Origin of the sequence: Pseudoalteromonas sp. C2R02, assembly GCF_018860845.1 — a bacterium.
Taxonomy (GTDB): Bacteria; Pseudomonadota; Gammaproteobacteria; order Enterobacterales; family Alteromonadaceae; genus Pseudoalteromonas.
This window is the reverse complement of sequence record NZ_JAHKQC010000055.1, coordinates 72484-89124: the sequence shown is the minus strand read 5'-3', so window position 1 is coordinate 89124 and position 16641 is coordinate 72484. Positions and strand designations below refer to the sequence as shown.

General features: G+C 35.6%; 14 protein-coding genes. 4 read left to right on the top strand and 10 right to left on the bottom strand.

Features of this window, described 5'->3' with window-relative positions; genetic code table 11:
- Nucleotides 1–65 precede the first annotated feature (65 nt).
- From KO527_RS25065 to KO527_RS25055, 3 genes are all read right to left on the bottom strand, one after another.
- Nucleotides 66–758 (bottom strand): glutathione S-transferase family protein, encoded by a 693-nt coding sequence (locus KO527_RS25065; protein WP_216042971.1) that lies wholly within the window; start codon nucleotides 756–758, stop codon nucleotides 66–68.
- A 127-nt stretch (nucleotides 759–885) separates the two neighbouring features.
- The gene (locus KO527_RS25060) at nucleotides 886–3348 is read right to left on the bottom strand and encodes a prolyl oligopeptidase family serine peptidase (RefSeq protein WP_216042970.1); all 2463 of its coding nucleotides are present in this window, start codon (nucleotides 3346–3348) and stop codon (nucleotides 886–888) included.
- Nucleotides 3349–3359: 11 nt separating this feature from the next.
- Nucleotides 3360–4070, bottom strand: coding sequence for a 2OG-Fe(II) oxygenase (locus tag KO527_RS25055; RefSeq protein WP_216042969.1), 711 nt, complete (start codon nucleotides 4068–4070; stop codon nucleotides 3360–3362).
- Between the two features lie 65 nt (nucleotides 4071–4135).
- On the opposite strand from KO527_RS25055, the gene KO527_RS25050 reads away from it, so the two are divergent.
- Nucleotides 4136–4531 carry a thioesterase family protein gene (locus KO527_RS25050; RefSeq protein WP_216042968.1) on the top strand — a complete coding sequence of 132 codons (396 nt, stop codon included), beginning with the start codon at nucleotides 4136–4138 and terminating at the stop codon, nucleotides 4529–4531.
- A 45-nt stretch (nucleotides 4532–4576) separates the two neighbouring features.
- Here the strand turns inward: KO527_RS25050 and hutC are convergent, their stop codons facing one another.
- Nucleotides 4577–5284: a histidine utilization repressor gene (gene hutC / locus KO527_RS25045; RefSeq protein ID WP_216042967.1), complete on the bottom strand. Its 708-nt coding sequence runs from the start codon at nucleotides 5282–5284 to the stop codon at nucleotides 4577–4579.
- A 196-nt stretch (nucleotides 5285–5480) separates the two neighbouring features.
- Between hutC and hutI the strand changes: the two genes are divergently transcribed.
- Nucleotides 5481–6728, top strand: coding sequence for an imidazolonepropionase (gene hutI / locus KO527_RS25040; RefSeq protein ID WP_252734110.1), 1248 nt, complete (start codon nucleotides 5481–5483; stop codon nucleotides 6726–6728).
- 37 nt (nucleotides 6729–6765) lie between these two features.
- Nucleotides 6766–8592 (top strand): EAL domain-containing protein, encoded by a 1827-nt coding sequence (locus KO527_RS25035; protein WP_216042965.1) that lies wholly within the window; start codon nucleotides 6766–6768, stop codon nucleotides 8590–8592.
- A 52-nt stretch (nucleotides 8593–8644) separates the two neighbouring features.
- On the opposite strand, the gene rraA is transcribed toward KO527_RS25035, so the two are convergent.
- Complete coding sequence (rraA, locus tag KO527_RS25030) at nucleotides 8645–9148, bottom strand: ribonuclease E activity regulator RraA (protein WP_042152601.1); 504 nt, start codon at nucleotides 9146–9148, stop codon at nucleotides 8645–8647.
- A 159-nt stretch (nucleotides 9149–9307) separates the two neighbouring features.
- On the opposite strand from rraA, the gene KO527_RS25025 reads away from it, so the two are divergent.
- Nucleotides 9308–11188, top strand: a complete 1881-nt coding sequence (locus KO527_RS25025) for a methyl-accepting chemotaxis protein (RefSeq protein ID WP_216042964.1) — start codon at nucleotides 9308–9310, stop codon at nucleotides 11186–11188.
- 20 nt (nucleotides 11189–11208) lie between these two features.
- Here the strand turns inward: KO527_RS25025 and KO527_RS25020 are convergent, their stop codons facing one another.
- The 5 genes from KO527_RS25020 to priA form a co-directional block, all read right to left on the bottom strand.
- On the bottom strand, nucleotides 11209–11598 hold the full coding sequence (locus KO527_RS25020) for a gamma-butyrobetaine hydroxylase-like domain-containing protein (protein ID WP_216042963.1): 390 nt from the start codon (nucleotides 11596–11598) through the stop codon (nucleotides 11209–11211).
- A 169-nt stretch (nucleotides 11599–11767) separates the two neighbouring features.
- Complete coding sequence (hslU, locus tag KO527_RS25015) at nucleotides 11768–13096, bottom strand: HslU--HslV peptidase ATPase subunit (RefSeq protein ID WP_216042962.1); 1329 nt, start codon at nucleotides 13094–13096, stop codon at nucleotides 11768–11770.
- An 11-nt stretch (nucleotides 13097–13107) separates the two neighbouring features.
- Nucleotides 13108–13626, bottom strand: coding sequence for an ATP-dependent protease subunit HslV (gene hslV / locus KO527_RS25010; RefSeq protein ID WP_042152588.1), 519 nt, complete (start codon nucleotides 13624–13626; stop codon nucleotides 13108–13110).
- Nucleotides 13627–13791: 165 nt separating this feature from the next.
- Nucleotides 13792–14304: an SPOR domain-containing protein gene (locus KO527_RS25005; protein WP_216042961.1), complete on the bottom strand. Its 513-nt coding sequence runs from the start codon at nucleotides 14302–14304 to the stop codon at nucleotides 13792–13794.
- A gap of 42 nt (nucleotides 14305–14346) precedes the next feature.
- Nucleotides 14347–16524, bottom strand: a complete 2178-nt coding sequence (gene priA / locus KO527_RS25000; RefSeq protein ID WP_216042960.1) for a primosomal protein N' — start codon at nucleotides 16522–16524, stop codon at nucleotides 14347–14349.
- Nucleotides 16525–16641: the final 117 nt, after the last annotated feature.

Below are 16641 nucleotides of genomic sequence, written 5' to 3'. Positions count from 1 at the left end.
AACCTACAAGGGTATTAGCTAGGTTTGGGCGATAATAATCGTTAGGTGATTTATCTATTATTCAATTAAACCCCACACGTATCTTTACATCGACCGATATACTCTACTAAATTTTTATGGTTCTCTAATCGTTTTTTTATTGGGCTTTCTATACCACCATTTAAGAAGTTGGTTAATAATCCATAAATAGCACAGTCATAACTAGTCATATTTTCTGAAATAAAAAATGCTCTATCGGCTAATAATACTGACAAATGGTCAATTGATTTATTGGCCATGGCATATATATCTTGTTTGTCATGTCGATCTGTTCCTTGTGATTGACAATTTTTGATTGCGCGTTTACGCATGGCATTTGGTACAAATAATTTTAAGAAAGCGGGTAACTTACCAAAAAACTCTTCTTTGCTAATAGGCCAAAAATCATCGTCAATCCAACGACTATAAACTAGTGACCAATAAAGCTGTTCTTCACATAGTTGTTGTAATAAATGGCCTTGAGCGTGCTCTATAGGTGTCAGATCTTTATCTAGTTGATATGTGGCTTCAAGCTTATTAATGATCAGGCTTGAATCAGCAGTTAACTCGTTATCAATTATAGCGACAGGTAATTTACCCTTAGGCATTTTATGGCTATCTACACGGTAGTGATTTTTATATTCAATATTCGCTAATTGGCAATAAGCTTGTAGTTTTATAGCAAAAGGGCTGGCGTTGGCTAGGCCAAAAGCAGGTGGAAATTGATGGAGTTCGATCATAATTGTCCTTAATTTGTTTTATAAACTAACGACAGCATATCAGGGACTATTGACAATAAATGTCAGTAGTCCTGTTAATCTGAAATTTGGATAAGCAAAACGTTTATCCGAACCTCAGGTTAATAAGCTATTTACTTGGATATAAATGATCCCACCACTGTGGTTGATCTTTTAAGTTTTTATCGAAGTAAGCCATCATAGTATCCCACCAGTGAAAACGTTTATCACGGGCAAAAACTTGATGATCAGTATTGTTGTATTCAACAAGCTCAACATCTTGACCAAGTAGTTTAAGCGCAGTGTACATATTATGACTCTCGCCTGGTGGTACGTTTGTATCTGCATTACCATGGATCAGTAATAATGGTGTTGTTACTTTATCAGCATTAAATACCGGACTGTGTTCGCTATAAAGCTTTGCATTATTCCAAGGGAAGCTGCCTTTAGACGCTTCTCCAGAATATAAATAGCCCCACCAACCTTGACCCCAATATGAGGTGATATTGGAGATCCCAGCATGTGATATTGACGCGCTAAACATATCTGTTTTGGTAGTGAGTAGCATAGTCATAAAACCACCGTATGATGCGCCTAAATTACCTAGCTTTTTAGCATCAACATATGGGTAAGCTTTTAAAAATTCGCCTGTACCTTGAATGATGTCATCAGCCGTGTAATTACCCCAAGCATTAACATGTTTAGCTGAAAACTCTTGACCAAAACCTGTCGCACCAGTTGGTTGTAATACATAAACTACATATCCATTTGCTGCCCATAAGTTAAATGGGTAACGACCTGTAAAGCCACGTGTTACTGGTGATGTACCGCCGTAATAATAAACAAGTGCAGGGTGTTTTTTAGTTTTATCTAAATTATGTGGGATATAAACACGGCCACTAATTTCAACATTATCTTTATTTACAAAGTTAAATTCTTCTAATGTCGCAATTTCACTATTTTGATAAAAGTCAGCTTGGCTATCAGATAAAGTTTTGGCTTTATTCTTATAAACGTTTAATAACTTAACTTGCTGTGGTTTTGAAGCTGTAGTGCCTGTATATAATAGCTGAGGTTTTTTACCTTGAGATAAAGAAAAACGCTCTACAATATCAAGCTTAGATTTTAGCTTTTTAAAGCTGTTTTTGCTTTCATCAAATAAATAGACTTGTTTAGTATCTTTTTCTGTTACAGATAACACAACATCGCTATTTTTTAATACTTCAAAACGACCAATTGACGGATCAAACTCTTTAGATAAAGCAGTCACATCTTCACCGTTAAAGCTCAGCTTATATAACTGACCATCATAGTTATTAGGTAGCATATTTTTAGGTAAGTTTTGGCCAGCACCATTCATAAATGCAGGACCTGCTGTGATATAAAAGCCATCTTTTTGGTATTGTGCATTATTAAATGTACGATATTTACCGATTACTTTTTCACTATGATCTTTTAGGTTAACTTCAACTAATTCAGTGATCATATGCGGCGGTGCAGCGTAATCAATTGGATTACGGCTTAATAAAACAGTACCGCGTTTTGCATTATGATCTTCAAGACTATGACTGAATTTTGGTGAGCTTACTTGGCGGATCAAACCAGAATTAAGATCTAATAAATGAACCTGGTTGGTATTACGAGCATATGACCAACGATCTTCTAAGCCTTTATAATGTTTTGTAAGTGATTTACTTTTGGCTGGTGTCTTATTCCAGCTAAAAATTAAAGTCTCGTTATCAAAAAATTCAAAGCCGCTAGTGCTTGCTAAGTTATCACTTAATACTTTTATTTCTAGCGTTTTCCTGTCTAATTGTTTTAATTTACCATTTGATAGATAAACTAATTTTTTATTATCTGGGCTCCAAATAAAGTTAGATGCTTTGCCGTCTTCCCAGCGGTATCTTACAGTATTTGATTTGGTATCTAATAGCTGAGCGGTACGTACAGCTTTATTAGCTGATTTATCGTTATATGCTTTGCTTTTGTAGATCATTTGCTTTGCATCGGGTGATAGCGATACACCTGAAATCACTTTTGCATCATATAATTGCTTAGCTGATAAAGGATGAGAATCATGATTAGTCAGTGTGACTTTGTCGTGCTCTGATTTACCATCAAAATCTAACATTACTTTTTTCCAATCGCTGACTTGTTCAGCAATTACCGTGATCTGGTGTTCACCTGTAGGTAAAGTTAATGCATATTTTTTATCGCTAGCACTCAGTGCAACATTGTTGATAAAGACACTGGCTGTTTCTATGCCTTGTATTTTTAAATCACCTTGCACAAAGCGATCTACTGATAAAGTAAATTTAATTGCTTGTAGACCAGGCTCTGTAAGTGCGCTGACTTGAGAAAGCAGCTGCCATTTTACTTTTTTACCAAAAATATTCACAGACTTATTATTTTGTGAAATTTGAGGCAATAAGTTATTTATGATCTCTTTTTGTTGTGCTGTTTCATAAGGTTTAAATTGGCTTTGTGGTGCAATAGGTCCAAGATAATTAATTTTACTTTTATCGAGTGCTTCAGCTACTGCAGTGTGGGCGATTCCAGTTGCACATAAGCTAATTAATACTTTTTTTAGCATGGTAGTTTTTCTCATTTGTCTGTTTGAGGCGTGCCGTAAATTTTTTCAGCATGATTGAATAAAACCCAAGAGGTAAATATGTATTTATCATTTGAGATTGGCGTATTACCCCTATGTGTATGGGTAAAATACCCAGGAAAAATAGCCATAGTACCTTGGGTTGGTTTCAGTTTTAGCTTTTGGTAATAAAACTCTGTTTCTCCTCCTTCTCCAACATCATTTAAATAGAACATGAATGCAAGCACACGATGCAGCGCTTCGTTATGACCTGCTTGTGGATATACTTCGCTATGATAATAAGGATATCCACCTTTATTTTTTTCGTATTTTTGTGCTTGTATTGGCCCCAGTCTAAAAAGCTGCTGCACTAAAGTAGATACTTGAGGTTTACCTACTTCTTCAAAGTTTTCTACTGTTAAATTAGTTGGTTCACCTGTTTTTGGATGATAAACAGTTAAACCAAATGCACCTATCATGATTAAAAAGTTATCTGATATATATTCAAATACTTTTTCAGCGGTGATCTTTTGTATATGTTGGTTGTACTCGGCATATTCAGGATGCATGCTCAAATACAGATCTTTGCTATCTTTTTTAGCTAAATCGATACCACCACTGGTAGTCCCTTGTTTTAAATGGGGGCTTTGTTCGAAAAGTTTGATAAAGTTATTACAGAACTCAGGGCTAAGTGCATTTTCATATGTACGAATAAGATCTGGCATAAATGAGATCCCTTGTTAAATTTATTATGTTAGGTTCTTCTTTGAGAACCTGTTTAGGTGTAGATATGTTTAAAGAAAAAATAATGCCACGTTTCACTGAAACGGATGCTTTAGGGCATATAAACAATACCGTACTACCAGTTTGGTTTGAAGCAACTCGCACACCTATTTTTAGGTTTTTCACCCCTGATCTTGATCCAAAACAGTGGAAACTGATCATTGCTAAAATAGAGGTTGAGTTTCAAGGTGAGTTATTCTACGGGCAAGAAGTCGAAATTAAAACAGCTATTCGTAAAGTTGGGAACAGCTCTTTTGTTATCGAACAAAGTGCATGGCAGCATGATCAGCAATGTGCTTTAGGCAAAACGGTTGTTGTGCGTTATGATTTTGATATTAAAAAAGCGCAGCCTTTATCTGATTCAGAAAAAAACATGTTAAGTGAACATTTATTAACTGACTAATTTTAATAAAAAAAGCCGTATTTAATATGGCTTTTCTTAGCTTAGTTATTTTTTAAATGTTAAATGTCCACCTAAGCGATATTTTGAGCCGGGCGAAATTAATCGAGCAAAACTCACAACCCCTTTTGATGACCAAGTTCTACGAATAACTTGTAAACATGGCTCTAAATTATAAAGGGTTAACCACTCACACACATCATCAGAAGGCGTAATGGCCTCAACTGTATGGCGAGCTTCAGTTAATGGTGCTGCTTGGCTTAAATATTCATGTGGTGTGATCTGTTCAAAGTTTTGCTGTAAATACTCAGGTGCTAGATTTGGGTTAACAAAGCGTTCTTCAGCTTGAAGTGGTTTATCGTTTTCAAAATGCACTAATACACTGCGATATACTAAAGAATCAACTTCAACACCTAAAGCGATTGCAATTGGGGCGATAGCTTGCATTGATTCTAGCACAATTGGGTTACAGGTATATTGGCCACCACGGTCTTTTACTTCATCTGCTATATTTCTTATTTCTAATAAAGAAGATTGTGATTTAAAACTAGCAACAAAAGTACCTAATCCTTGAGAGCGAGTTAGAATACCTTCTTCGGTTAATTCAGTTAATGCACGTCTTGCTGTCATTCGACTGACAGAAAATTGCACTGTTAACTCGTTTTCTGATGGAATTCGGCTATGCTCAGGCCATTCACCTGATTTTATTTTGTCGATAATAAAGCGTTTTATTTGCGCAAATTTAGGTGTGATCATCGTCAATGCCGTGGGTACCTTATTTAAATAAACGGGTTATAAAATAATATGATACCAAGTCACTTAAATATGTGCTCATGGTAAATGATTAATAATTCAAAAGAACTGGTAACTAATAAAGTGGCATAGATTACTTGTATATACAAGTTCTAATGTTAGACTAAATAAAATTTTATTACGAGTCTGGGTGAGTATGATGTTAAATGAAGAATTTGATCAAGTCATAATTGATGTGAATGTAGCAACAATGGATCCTGCAATGTCTGCAGCTTATGGTGCCATTGAAAATGCAGCCGTTGCATTAAAAGATGGCAAGATTGCTTGGTTAGGTAAGTATGAAGACTTACCTAAGTTTGATGCTTTATTAACGCCTGTAGTGGCTGCAAAGGGCCAGTGGTTAACGCCTGGTTTGATAGATTGTCATACTCATTTAGTATTTGGTGGCTCACGTGCCCGTGAATTTGAAATGCGCTTACAAGGTGTTTCTTATCAAGAAATAGCAGCCCAAGGCGGCGGTATCGTTTCAACAGTAAAAGCGACTCGTGAAGCGTCAGAAGAAGCATTATTTGTTAGTGCTAAAAAAAGATTAAACGCTTTATATAACGAAGGTGTTACGACTGTTGAAATTAAATCAGGTTATGGTTTAGATACAGAATCTGAAATTAAAATGCTGAAAGTTGCTAAGCTTTTAGGTGAACATCATAAAGTAGATGTAAAAACGACATTTTTAGGTGCGCACGCGTTACCACCAGAATATAAAACGACACCACCAGAGCAAGGTGCTGATGCATACATAGATTTAGTATGCGAAGAAATGATGCCTAAAGTGGCTGACTTAGGGCTTGCTGATGCGGTTGATGCTTTTTGTGAAGGCGTAGGTTTTTCAAATGCGCAAACACGTAAAGTATTTGAAAAAGCAAAAGAGCTAGGTTTACCGGTTAAGCTACATGCTGAGCAGCTATCTAATTTAAAAGGTGCTGAACTTGTTGCAGAGTTTAATGGTTTGTCAGCTGATCATATTGAGTTTTTAGATGAAGCAGGTGTCAAAGCTATGGCTGATGCTGGCACTGTCGCTGTGTTATTGCCTGGTGCTTTTTATATTTTACGTGAAACGCAATTACCGCCAATTAAGTTATTACAACAATATAATGTACCAATTGCGATTTCTACAGATTTTAATCCAGGTACATCTCCTGTTTGTTCACTAAAATTAATGATGAATATGGGTTGTACTTTATTTAGCATGACACCTGAGCAAGTATTAGCGGGTGTAACAGTTAATGCCGCTAAAGCCCTAGGCTTAACGGATCGTGGTGTGATAGCTAAAGGCCAACGTGCTGATTTAGTTTTATGGGATATAGAACATCCAGCAGAATTAGCTTATCAATTTGGTGTAAACCCACTTGCAAAACAATGGATTGAGGGCGAGAATGTTGTTAGCTAAGGAATGGCTTCCTTAAATTGGATTAAGAGGTAAGTGGATGCAAAAGTTAGGACTCATTTTTATTTTTATGGTGGTGGTATTTACACCATATGCTCAGGCATCCACTGCTATGTCTAATGGCAATTTAGACAGCTTTTTTGCGGGTATGGTCTTTTTGGCTTTACTGTCGTGCATGCAACATAAGCAAAGTATCATTCATAGGGTATTTAACTTATTATCTGGCATAGGTGTTTTATCGTTTTTAAGTTTTAATTCTAGTATTTTACTTATCACTTTTGTATTTTTAGTGTCAGCTCAAGCTATATATCTTTTAACAACAGAAAAAGGCAATAAAGTTGTTAAAATAGGTATGTTAATCACGTTAAGCTCAATAGTGGTATTATCTTGTTTAGCATGGTTATCAATATTACCAGCTAGCGTTATTTCCTTAGTTATTATTCCATTATTATTATCCCAATCCACTGAAACCTCACTGATAGAAGTGCCGGGCTTAACATCGGTCAATACGACTGAGCAACATGCGACTAATAGCGGTCAAGGCACGTCTTTGCCTGATCGTGCTTTATTAAAGCAAGCCTTTAATAAATGGCAGCAAAATGACGGTAAAGCATGTATTTTTGTACTTATTAAATTTGATGGTTTAAATGATATAAATCAAAGGTTAGGGCGTGAGTTAAGTGATGTTTTATTAACTCAGCTGGCATCTAAAGTAAAAAAACAATTAGATCATGAGGAATTGATTACTATATTGGAGTTTGATGAAGAACACATTAAACTCGCCCAATTAAGCAATGTTGATTTTGTATTTGTGATTGGCACTAATGTGCATCAGCATTTACATGAAAAACTCATTCAAAAAATTCAAGTTGCGACAGAACAAGCTTCAGTCATTAATGGGCATTCACAAAAGATTTTATTAAGAGCTGCTTTTGCAAAAGGAGATAAAGACACAAGCATCGAAAGCTTAATAGAACATACTTATCTTGCGATCGATAGTGTGCAATGTGAAGGAGAACGTATTGCACAATATAGGCCTGAAATGTCAGTTGATCAACAAGCGCAATTAAAAACAATAGGTGAATTAGCTGCGCTAAACTTTGATGATGCATTTGAATTGCATTTTCATCCTATTGTCGCGCTCGAAACCAATAAAATAGAATTTGTTGAATTATTACTGAGATGGAAACATCCAGAGCAAGGTTTATTAAGCGCCTCTAGTTTTGTTGAAGAAATTCGTTTAGCTGGTTTAGCGTATGAAGTCGCCATTTGGGTATTGGAAAAAGCAGCTGAAATATCTTTAGTATTAAAGTGCCAAGACTTGAATGTTCCGGTCAGTATTAATTTATTTGGTGCAGAATTATTGCAAGATGAGTTTATTGAAAAAGTGGATGCAATTTTAACTGAGCATAATTTAACATCTCAAGATATTATTATAGAGTGCCCAGCCAATATACTCACTAACTTTGATGATAGTGGCTCTACTATGCTTAAAAGACTTAAAGCCATAGGTTTGCCTATTTGTTTAGATGATGTTGGAGCCAGCCCTTTATCATTAGCAAACTTATCTTTTATGCCATTAAACTATATTAAAATTGATGAGCATTTAATTGAAGAATTAAGCCGTAATGTTAATGCGCGCAGTTTGCTAAGTGGCATTATTGATATGGGTAATAATTTACAAACTAAAGTAATTTGTGAAGGCATAGAATCAGAAAAGCTTTTAGAGTTTATTAAAGGTTTTAATTGCTACGGTGCACAAGGGTATGTATTTACCAGACCGTTAAATTCAGAGGGGTTGACAAGTTGGCTTATGCAATGGCAGAAAAAACTTGATGAAAAAGTGGTTCCTTATCATTTAGGGTAACAGATAGAGCTTTGGTTTTAAGTTAAAAAGCAAAGCTCTAAAAATATAGGGATTACTCAGCTAGATAGTCTTCTTCAGCTTCTAGAGGTTCAGGTGATAAAATCATGCCGGTGCTGTCGGAATAAATATAATCATCATCAAAAAAAGATACGCCAGCAAAATTAACACCTAAATTAGCTTCACCGTGACCGTTACTGTCTGCAGCAACCGGAATAGAAGCAATCGCTTGTATACCAATATCTAGCTCTTCTAGTTCATCTACGTGTCTTACAGAGCCGTAAACAACTAAGCCTTCCCAGTTATTATTAAGTGCTAACTCGGCAATTTCTAAATCGATTAATGCACGACGTGTAGAACCGCCACCATCAATTAATAAAACTTTATCTGTACCATCTTGTGCTAATACATCTCGGATCAATTCATTGCTTTCAAAACATTTTATAGTGCTAACTTGGCCACCAAATGATGTTCTACCACCAAAATTGATAAACATAGGCTCTAAAACATCGATGAGGTTTGGGTATTTATCACATAATGCAGATGTATTGTATTCCATGTTGTGATCCTTCGAAAAGTCATAAAAACAAGTTGTTAGTATACCTAGCTTGATTTCCAAGACAATAATTAAATTTTTGCTAAATTTTAAACTATTACAGGCAGTTTTTTATTTATTTTCTATACTTTAGATAATTATAAATATAAGGATCACAAAGTAATGGGTTTACTAGAACGTTTATCAATAAAAATGCGTTTGCAAATAAATGCGCTAGTGGTTGCTATTGCTATGCTTGTAATGTTATTTGTGATAATTTTTCAATCGCAAACAATGCAATCACTTAATGCAATAACTAGCATTACAGGTACTCTAAACGCTAAAGAATTAGGTATGCGAAAAGATGAAAAAGATTTTTTAGCTTATAAACAACAAACATCATTAGATAAATTCGAAAAAAAATATAAAGAAATGCAACAAGGTGTTACAACATTAAAAGTCTATTATGAAGATTTAAATGTAGATCAAAATAAGCTTTTAAAATTTGAGAGTTTGGCTAAACAATATAAAAAAGATTTTGATCATGTGGTCAGTTTACAAAGAGAAATTGGATTACACCCAAAAGATGCCTTGTATGGTGAGCTTAGAGCGGCTGTGCACTCTGTTGAAGAGTTACTTCATGAATATGAAACTTATCAATTACTCGCTGATATGTTGCAATTAAGAAGAAATGAAAAAGACTTCATGTTGAGAAGTGATTTAAAATATTTAGCTAAATTTGAAAAGAACATCATACAATTGGAGCAAGATGTTTCTTCATCGGATTTATCTGAGCAAGTTAAATCAGATATTAAATCTATGTTAGTTATTTACCAAAATAAATTTACACAGTTAGTTAATAAAAGTGAAGAGCTTGGTTTATCTATGGAGTTAGGTGCACTAGGTAAAATGCGTAAATCTATTAAAAGCACTGATGAAATGTTTGAAAAAATGCTCAATGAAGCAAAAGAAATGACATCATCAACTTCTGCCAGTGCTAAAATAACGGCTTTTACTGTATTTGGTATATCCCTTCTAATCGTGATGAGTTTAGTCTATCTCACCAGTCGTTCTATCATAGTTCCTATAAATGAAGTGTGTGAAACAATTCATAAAATTAGAGGACGAAATGATTTATCTTTATCAATAGTTGAAAAAGGCCAAGATGAAGTATCGGCTATGACCCATGACTTTAATGGTTTAATTTGTGACTTTAAAACCCTTATATTTGAAGTCAATTCTGCTCTTTCAACTTTAAATGCAGCAACAGAAGACTTAGCAGAAACTACTTCGGCAACCAGCGATGGTATGCAAGACCAATTACATGAAGCTGATATGGTCGCAACAGCCGCAACACAAATGCAGGCCACAATACAAGATATATCACACAATACGGAAGCTGCTGCAAACAAAGCAGAATCAACTAATGTAAGTGCCTTAGAGGGGCGCAGTGAAGTAGATTCAACTGTGGCACGTATCTCTGAGCTATCGACTTCTTTAGGCGGTGCATCTGAAGTGGTATCCCAGTTAGAAAAAGATGGTGAAACTATAGGCTCGGTATTAGATGTTATTAGAGGTATCGCAGAACAGACTAATTTACTGGCTTTAAATGCAGCAATAGAGGCAGCCAGGGCGGGGGAGCAAGGACGAGGTTTTGCTGTGGTAGCTGATGAAGTGAGATCATTAGCGCAAAGAACACAAGAGTCCACTCAAGAGATAGAAAGTATTATAAGCACCTTACAGCAAAGAACACAGCAAGTGGTATCGTTGATGCAGCAATGTCGTCAACAAGGTGATGCAAGCTCTGCTCAAGCAACTAAGGCGGGGGAATTATTACAATCAATCACTGAAGATGTGCAAAATATTATGGATATGAGCACTCAAATTGCGACTGCAATTGATGAGCAAAACTTAGTTGCTTCTGAAGTGAATAAAAATGTGGTGAAAATTCGTGATATAGCAGAGCAAGCAACAGAACATGCCAGTAAAAACGCACACACAAGTGAGGAAGTTTCTGAACAAGCCAGAGTATTACACGGAGCGATAGCTAAGTTTAAAGTATAAAGACTGCTGCGCAGTTTTTATTATTGGATCCTAATTGGGATAATTTGATCTCGGCTGGCATTGTGTTTTGTCAGTCGGTTTAAATATTTTTGCCAAAGATTATCTTGGTTTAATTGTAAATATTCTAAGTATTGCCAGCTATATATGCCTGAATCATGGCCGTCATCAAATATCAGTTTCACGGCATAATGACCCACGGCTTCAATTTTATTTATTTCTACCTGCTTTTTATTTGTAACTAACTTCATCTCCTCTTTGCCATGACCTTGTACTTCAGCTGATGGTGAATATACGCGAAGAAACTCAGTACTAAAATGAGATTGTGTTATTTCATTCGATGTATTTTTAAAATAGACATCCAGGAGTTTGGTTTTTTTATGATAATGAAATTTAGTGACTAATATAGACATATAAATTTTCTCCGCAGTTGTATTAAAGCCACTACGTGGCGGAAGATTTAACTAAAGGGATATATAGTTAATTAGTTTACATCAAAAAAATAGGCATGATTGATTCATGCCTATTTCGTTTTATTTTTTGCTACGCAGTTACCTTAAATAGACCTGCGTAGCAAAGGTATTATAGAATAAAGCGGCTTAAATCTTCATTCTCAACTAAGCTACCTAAGAATTTTTCTACGTATTTAGCATCAACTGTTAGTTGCTCACCTGCTTTTTCTGAAGCATCATATGATACTTCTTCCATTAAGCGTTCCATCACAGTATGAAGACGACGTGCGCCAATATTTTCGGTCTTTTCATTTACGCGCCATGCTGATTCTGCAATCGCTGTAATTGAATCTTCAGTAAACTCAACATTAACACCTTCAGTACCTAATAGCGCAACGTATTGTTCTGTAAGAGATGCATGAGGTTCAGTTAAAATGCGTTCGAAATCTTTAGCACTTAGTGCTTCAAGTTCTACACGGATTGGTAAACGGCCTTGTAGCTCAGGAATTAAATCTGATGGCTTAGACATTTGGAAAGCACCAGAAGTAATAAACAACATATGATCAGTTTTAACCATACCATGTTTAGTGCTAACAGTCGTACCTTCAACTAAAGGTAATAAATCACGTTGAACACCTTCACGGCTTACATCTGGACCTGAAGATTCACCGCGTTTACAGATTTTGTCCATTTCATCAATGAATACAATACCGTTTTGCTCAACAGCTTGAATTGCTTTTTCTTTAAGATCTTCTGGGTTTACTAATTTTGCAGCTTCTTCTTCAATTAACAGTTTAAAGGCTTCTTTAATCTTTAATTTACGAGAAGACTTTTTCTCATTCGACATGTTTTGGAACATGCTTTGTAATTGATTTGTCATGTCTTCCATGCCTGGAGGCGCCATGATTTCAACACCAACTGGAGACTGTGCAATATCAATATCAATTTCTTTATCATCTAACTTGCCTTCACGTAATTTTTTACGGAAAACTTGTCTTGTAGATGAGTTATCAGAAGGCTCTGTTTCACCAAATGTATTTTTTGCTGGTGGTAATAAGGCATCTAAAATACGCTCTTCAGCGGCTTCTTCAGCGCGATGTTTAACTTTTTTAGTTTCTAACTCACGAGTTAATTTAATTGAGATGTCAGCAAGATCGCGAATGATCGTTTCAACTTCTTTACCAACATAACCTACTTCAGTAAATTTAGTTGCTTCTACTTTAATAAAAGGTGCATTTGCTAATTTAGCTAAACGGCGTGCAATTTCAGTTTTACCAACACCTGTTGGACCTATCATAAGAATATTTTTTGGCGTTACTTCGGCTCTAAAATCTTCATCAAGTTGCATTCTGCGCCAGCGATTTCTTAATGCGATAGCCACTGCTTTTTTTGCGTTTTTCTGACCAACAATGTGTTGGTCTAATTCATGAACAATTTCTCTTGGCGTCATAGCTGACATAATAATTCCTATTATAATTCTTCGATAGTATGGTTATGATTAGTAAATACACAAATGTCGCCTGCTATTTTTAGGCTTTTTTCAGCAATTTCTCTTGCAGAAAGTTCTGTATTTTCTAATAGTGCGGTTGCTGCAGATTGTGCAAATGCACCACCACTACCAATTGCAATTAAATCATTTTCAGGCTGAATTACATCACCATTACCTGTAATGATAAGAGAAGCCGTTTCATCAGCTACTGCTAATAACGCTTCTAATTTACGTAGCATTTTATCTGAACGCCAGTCTTTTGCCATTTCGACAGCTGCACGTGTTAAATGACCTTGATGCATTTCAAGTTTACTTTCAAATTTTTCAAATAATGTAAATGCGTCGGCGGTTCCGCCAGCAAAGCCCGCAATTACTTTATCGTTATATAGGCGACGTACTTTACGTGCATTGCCTTTCATCACTGTATTACCAAGTGAAACTTGGCCATCACCAGCGATCACAACTTTATCGCCGCGACGTACTGAAACAATTGTAGTCATGTTAATCTCTTTTTTACGTGATAACAAAGCAGCGGATGCTGCTTTATATTTATGTATTTTAGCATTTAGTGATTAATAGATGGGGGAGGGCTGTGAAAATTTCAAGTAAAAGCGCTGGTAAACAGCGCTAAAATTTAGAAATCTAATTATTTTTTATATACTTTGCTATTTATTCCAGAACCAAATACTACAGCCTATTATTCTTTGGCGTTTTAGTACGTTTTTATCACTTTCTGCTTTACGTTTTGTTTCATAGGGGCCTAAACGAACTTTAAACCAAGAGCCTTGATGTTTTATAAATGAAATTATGCCTGTAAAAGCAATTTTAGCTTTTAATGTTTCAGCCTGCTCTCTTGATTTATAAGAGCCACATTGCATAACATAAGGCCCTTTTTGTTCCATTTCAGTAACTTCAACCTTTACTAAGTCAGGCTCTTTAATTGCTTGAATAAAGTCAGAATCCACAGGCTTTTTAAGCGCTTCTTTCTTAACAGTAACGACTTTCTTTGCTTCAGATTGCTTTTTTTCTTCACTGTTAGTAAATATGTAAAATAAACCGTAAATGAATGCAAAGAGCAGTGTTAAAGCAACTAAAATCCAGCCAATAGGCTTCTTTTTAGCCGCCTTCTTTTTTGATTTATTCGGGCGTTTTTTATTTATAAAATCGTGTTGTGCCATTTTTTATTTAACTATGCCTTGTATCTGATGTACCTAAAATTTTTATGCCATATCAATTGGGTCAACATCTAAACTCCATCTCACTTTGGCTGCTAACTTACTTTTTGATAAGTAATCAACTAGTTGAGAAAGGTATTGATGTAAATTATTTCTATTATCAGATTGTATATGTATCTGGTAGCGAAATTTACCTGCTATTTTTTCTAATGGAGCAGGGATTGGACCAAGCAATTGTATACCATGGAGTGATTGCTCAGGTATAAGTAAATTCAAAAAATCGAGAACTAATTGTATATCGTGTGCTTCTGCACGAAATAATGCCATAGCAGTATAAGGTGGAAATTCAGTTACTTCCCGCTCAGTGAGGGCATAACGGGCAAAGTCTTGATAGCCATTATTGATTAAATCTTGTAATAACGGGTGTTCAGGAAAGTGTGTTTGTAATAAAACTTGTCCGGCTTCACCGCTGCGTCCTGCTCTGCCTGATACTTGAATTATTAACTGGGCTAAATGTTCTGTGGCTCTAAAATCACACGAATAAAGCCCTGAATCGACATCTAAAATAATCACTAAAGAGACATCAGGAAAATGATGCCCTTTAGCGAGCATTTGTGTGCCCACTAAAATACGGGGGCCAGAAGTGTTAATCTCGGTTAGTGCCTGCTCTAAACTGCCTTTTTTACGTGTTGTTTCTCTGTCTATTCTATTGATAGGAATATCAGGAAACTGCTCATGTAAATATTCTTCAATTTGTTCAGTGCCTTTACCTGCTGGCATAATTTGCGTACTGCCGCAATCAGGACATTGAAATGGTGGTGGCTTTTGATCACCACAATGATGGCAAATAAGGCTCTGTATGCTTTTATGATAAGTGGCATTGGTACTACAGCGTTCGCAATCACTTAACCAACCACATTCATGACAAATTAAAGTAGGAGAAAAACCACGGCGGTTTAAAAAAACCATGACTTGTTTCTGTTTTTTTAAATGTAGTTTTATCGTGTCTAAGCTGGCTTTTGCAATGCCAGCTTCTTCAGGTTGGCCTTTCATATCAAGTAAGTGATATTGGTTATCTGTTGCTGTTTGCGCTCGATTAGCCAAAGTTAATAATTGGTATTTATTTGCCAAGGCTTTATGCAAGGTTTCAAGAGCGGGTGTTGCACTGCCTAAAATTAATGGAACCTGTAATTGGTGGGCACGAAATGCAGCTAAATCACGCGCATGATAACGTAATGTATCTTGTTGTTTAAATGAGTTATCGTGTTCTTCATCAACAATTATCATACCTAGTTTCGCGAATGGCGTGAAAATAGCTGAGCGAGTACCAATAACGATTGCACAGCTGCCTTTTTCACAAAAACGCCATGTTTGTAGTCGTTCGTTATCGGTTAATGCTGAATGCCATAACATGATGGGTGTATCAGGGAATCGCCGACGGAAACGGTTAACTGTTTGCGGTGTTAAGCCAATTTCAGGTACTAATACTAAGGCTTGTTTTCCTTGTTTTAATACTTGCTCTAATACTTGTAAGTAAACTTCAGTTTTACCACTGCCAGTTATGCCTTCTAGCAAAAACGTTTTATAGCCTTCGCTTTGATTGATAGCAGCACAAGCAACAGCTTGCTCACTATTTAGTGTTAGACGGTTTTGTACTGATAATTCTCGAGATTGCCATTGTTCATCAAATTCAATAAATTCATGTATTACTTTATTATTGATCAGAGATTTAATGGTTTGGCTGGCAAAACCTAAAGCTTTTAGTTCTGTTATTGGTGTTTTGCCAGAACCAAGTAAGTGTTCAACTAAAGCTTGTTGTTTTTTACCTTTTAGCGGCTTATGAGCTTTACCTTGCTCAGTGAGCTCTAAGTAACTAATACTGGTTTTATCTGGGCTTTTTCCTTGTCTTAATAATTTAGGTAAGGCGATTTGTAGGGTTTCACCTAAAGGGTAACAATAATATTTAGCTGCAAATTTTAATAGCGCCAGTAAATGAGGCTGTAAAATGGGGATTTCATCTAATATTTCATCGACTTTTTTTAATTTTTTTATATCAAAATCAGATTCATTTTTTACTTCTATTATGATGCCAATCTTTTTTTGACGTGCAAAATTCACAATGACACGCATACCTGGCGCTACATCAAAAGGTAAATGCTCAGGTAGCAGGTAATCAAAAGTTTTATGTAAAGGTACTTTGATTGATACAGCAGCAATTTTCATTAATAAAAATCTTAAATATTATTATGACTCTAATTTACTAAAATCATCAGTCTCTTGATAGTTAAAATCACTGGTAGACTTGTATTAATTAAATCTAATTAAGTATAAATATCGCCA

Excerpts from the sequence above, each read along its gene's own strand:
- hslU (WP_216042962.1), bottom strand. The coding sequence starts at position 13,096 with ATGTCAGCTATGACGCCAAGAGAAATTGTTCATGAATTAGACCAACAC.
- rraA (WP_042152601.1), bottom strand. The coding sequence starts at position 9,148 with ATGGAATACAATACATCTGCATTATGTGATAAATACCCAAACCTCATC.
- KO527_RS25005 (WP_216042961.1), bottom strand. The coding sequence starts at position 14,304 with ATGGCACAACACGATTTTATAAATAAAAAACGCCCGAATAAATCAAAA.
- KO527_RS25035 (WP_216042965.1), top strand. The coding sequence starts at position 6,766 with ATGCAAAAGTTAGGACTCATTTTTATTTTTATGGTGGTGGTATTTACA.
- KO527_RS25050 (WP_216042968.1), top strand. The coding sequence starts at position 4,136 with ATGTTTAAAGAAAAAATAATGCCACGTTTCACTGAAACGGATGCTTTA.
- KO527_RS25065 (WP_216042971.1), bottom strand. The coding sequence starts at position 758 with ATGATCGAACTCCATCAATTTCCACCTGCTTTTGGCCTAGCCAACGCC.
- hutC (WP_216042967.1), bottom strand. The coding sequence starts at position 5,284 with ATGATCACACCTAAATTTGCGCAAATAAAACGCTTTATTATCGACAAA.
- hutI (WP_252734110.1), top strand. The coding sequence starts at position 5,481 with ATGTTAAATGAAGAATTTGATCAAGTCATAATTGATGTGAATGTAGCA.
- KO527_RS25060 (WP_216042970.1), bottom strand. The coding sequence starts at position 3,348 with ATGCTAAAAAAAGTATTAATTAGCTTATGTGCAACTGGAATCGCCCAC.
- KO527_RS25055 (WP_216042969.1), bottom strand. The coding sequence starts at position 4,070 with ATGCCAGATCTTATTCGTACATATGAAAATGCACTTAGCCCTGAGTTC.
- hslV (WP_042152588.1), bottom strand. The coding sequence starts at position 13,626 with ATGACTACAATTGTTTCAGTACGTCGCGGCGATAAAGTTGTGATCGCT.
- KO527_RS25020 (WP_216042963.1), bottom strand. The coding sequence starts at position 11,598 with ATGTCTATATTAGTCACTAAATTTCATTATCATAAAAAAACCAAACTC.
- KO527_RS25025 (WP_216042964.1), top strand. The coding sequence starts at position 9,308 with ATGGGTTTACTAGAACGTTTATCAATAAAAATGCGTTTGCAAATAAAT.
- priA (WP_216042960.1), bottom strand. The coding sequence starts at position 16,524 with ATGAAAATTGCTGCTGTATCAATCAAAGTACCTTTACATAAAACTTTT.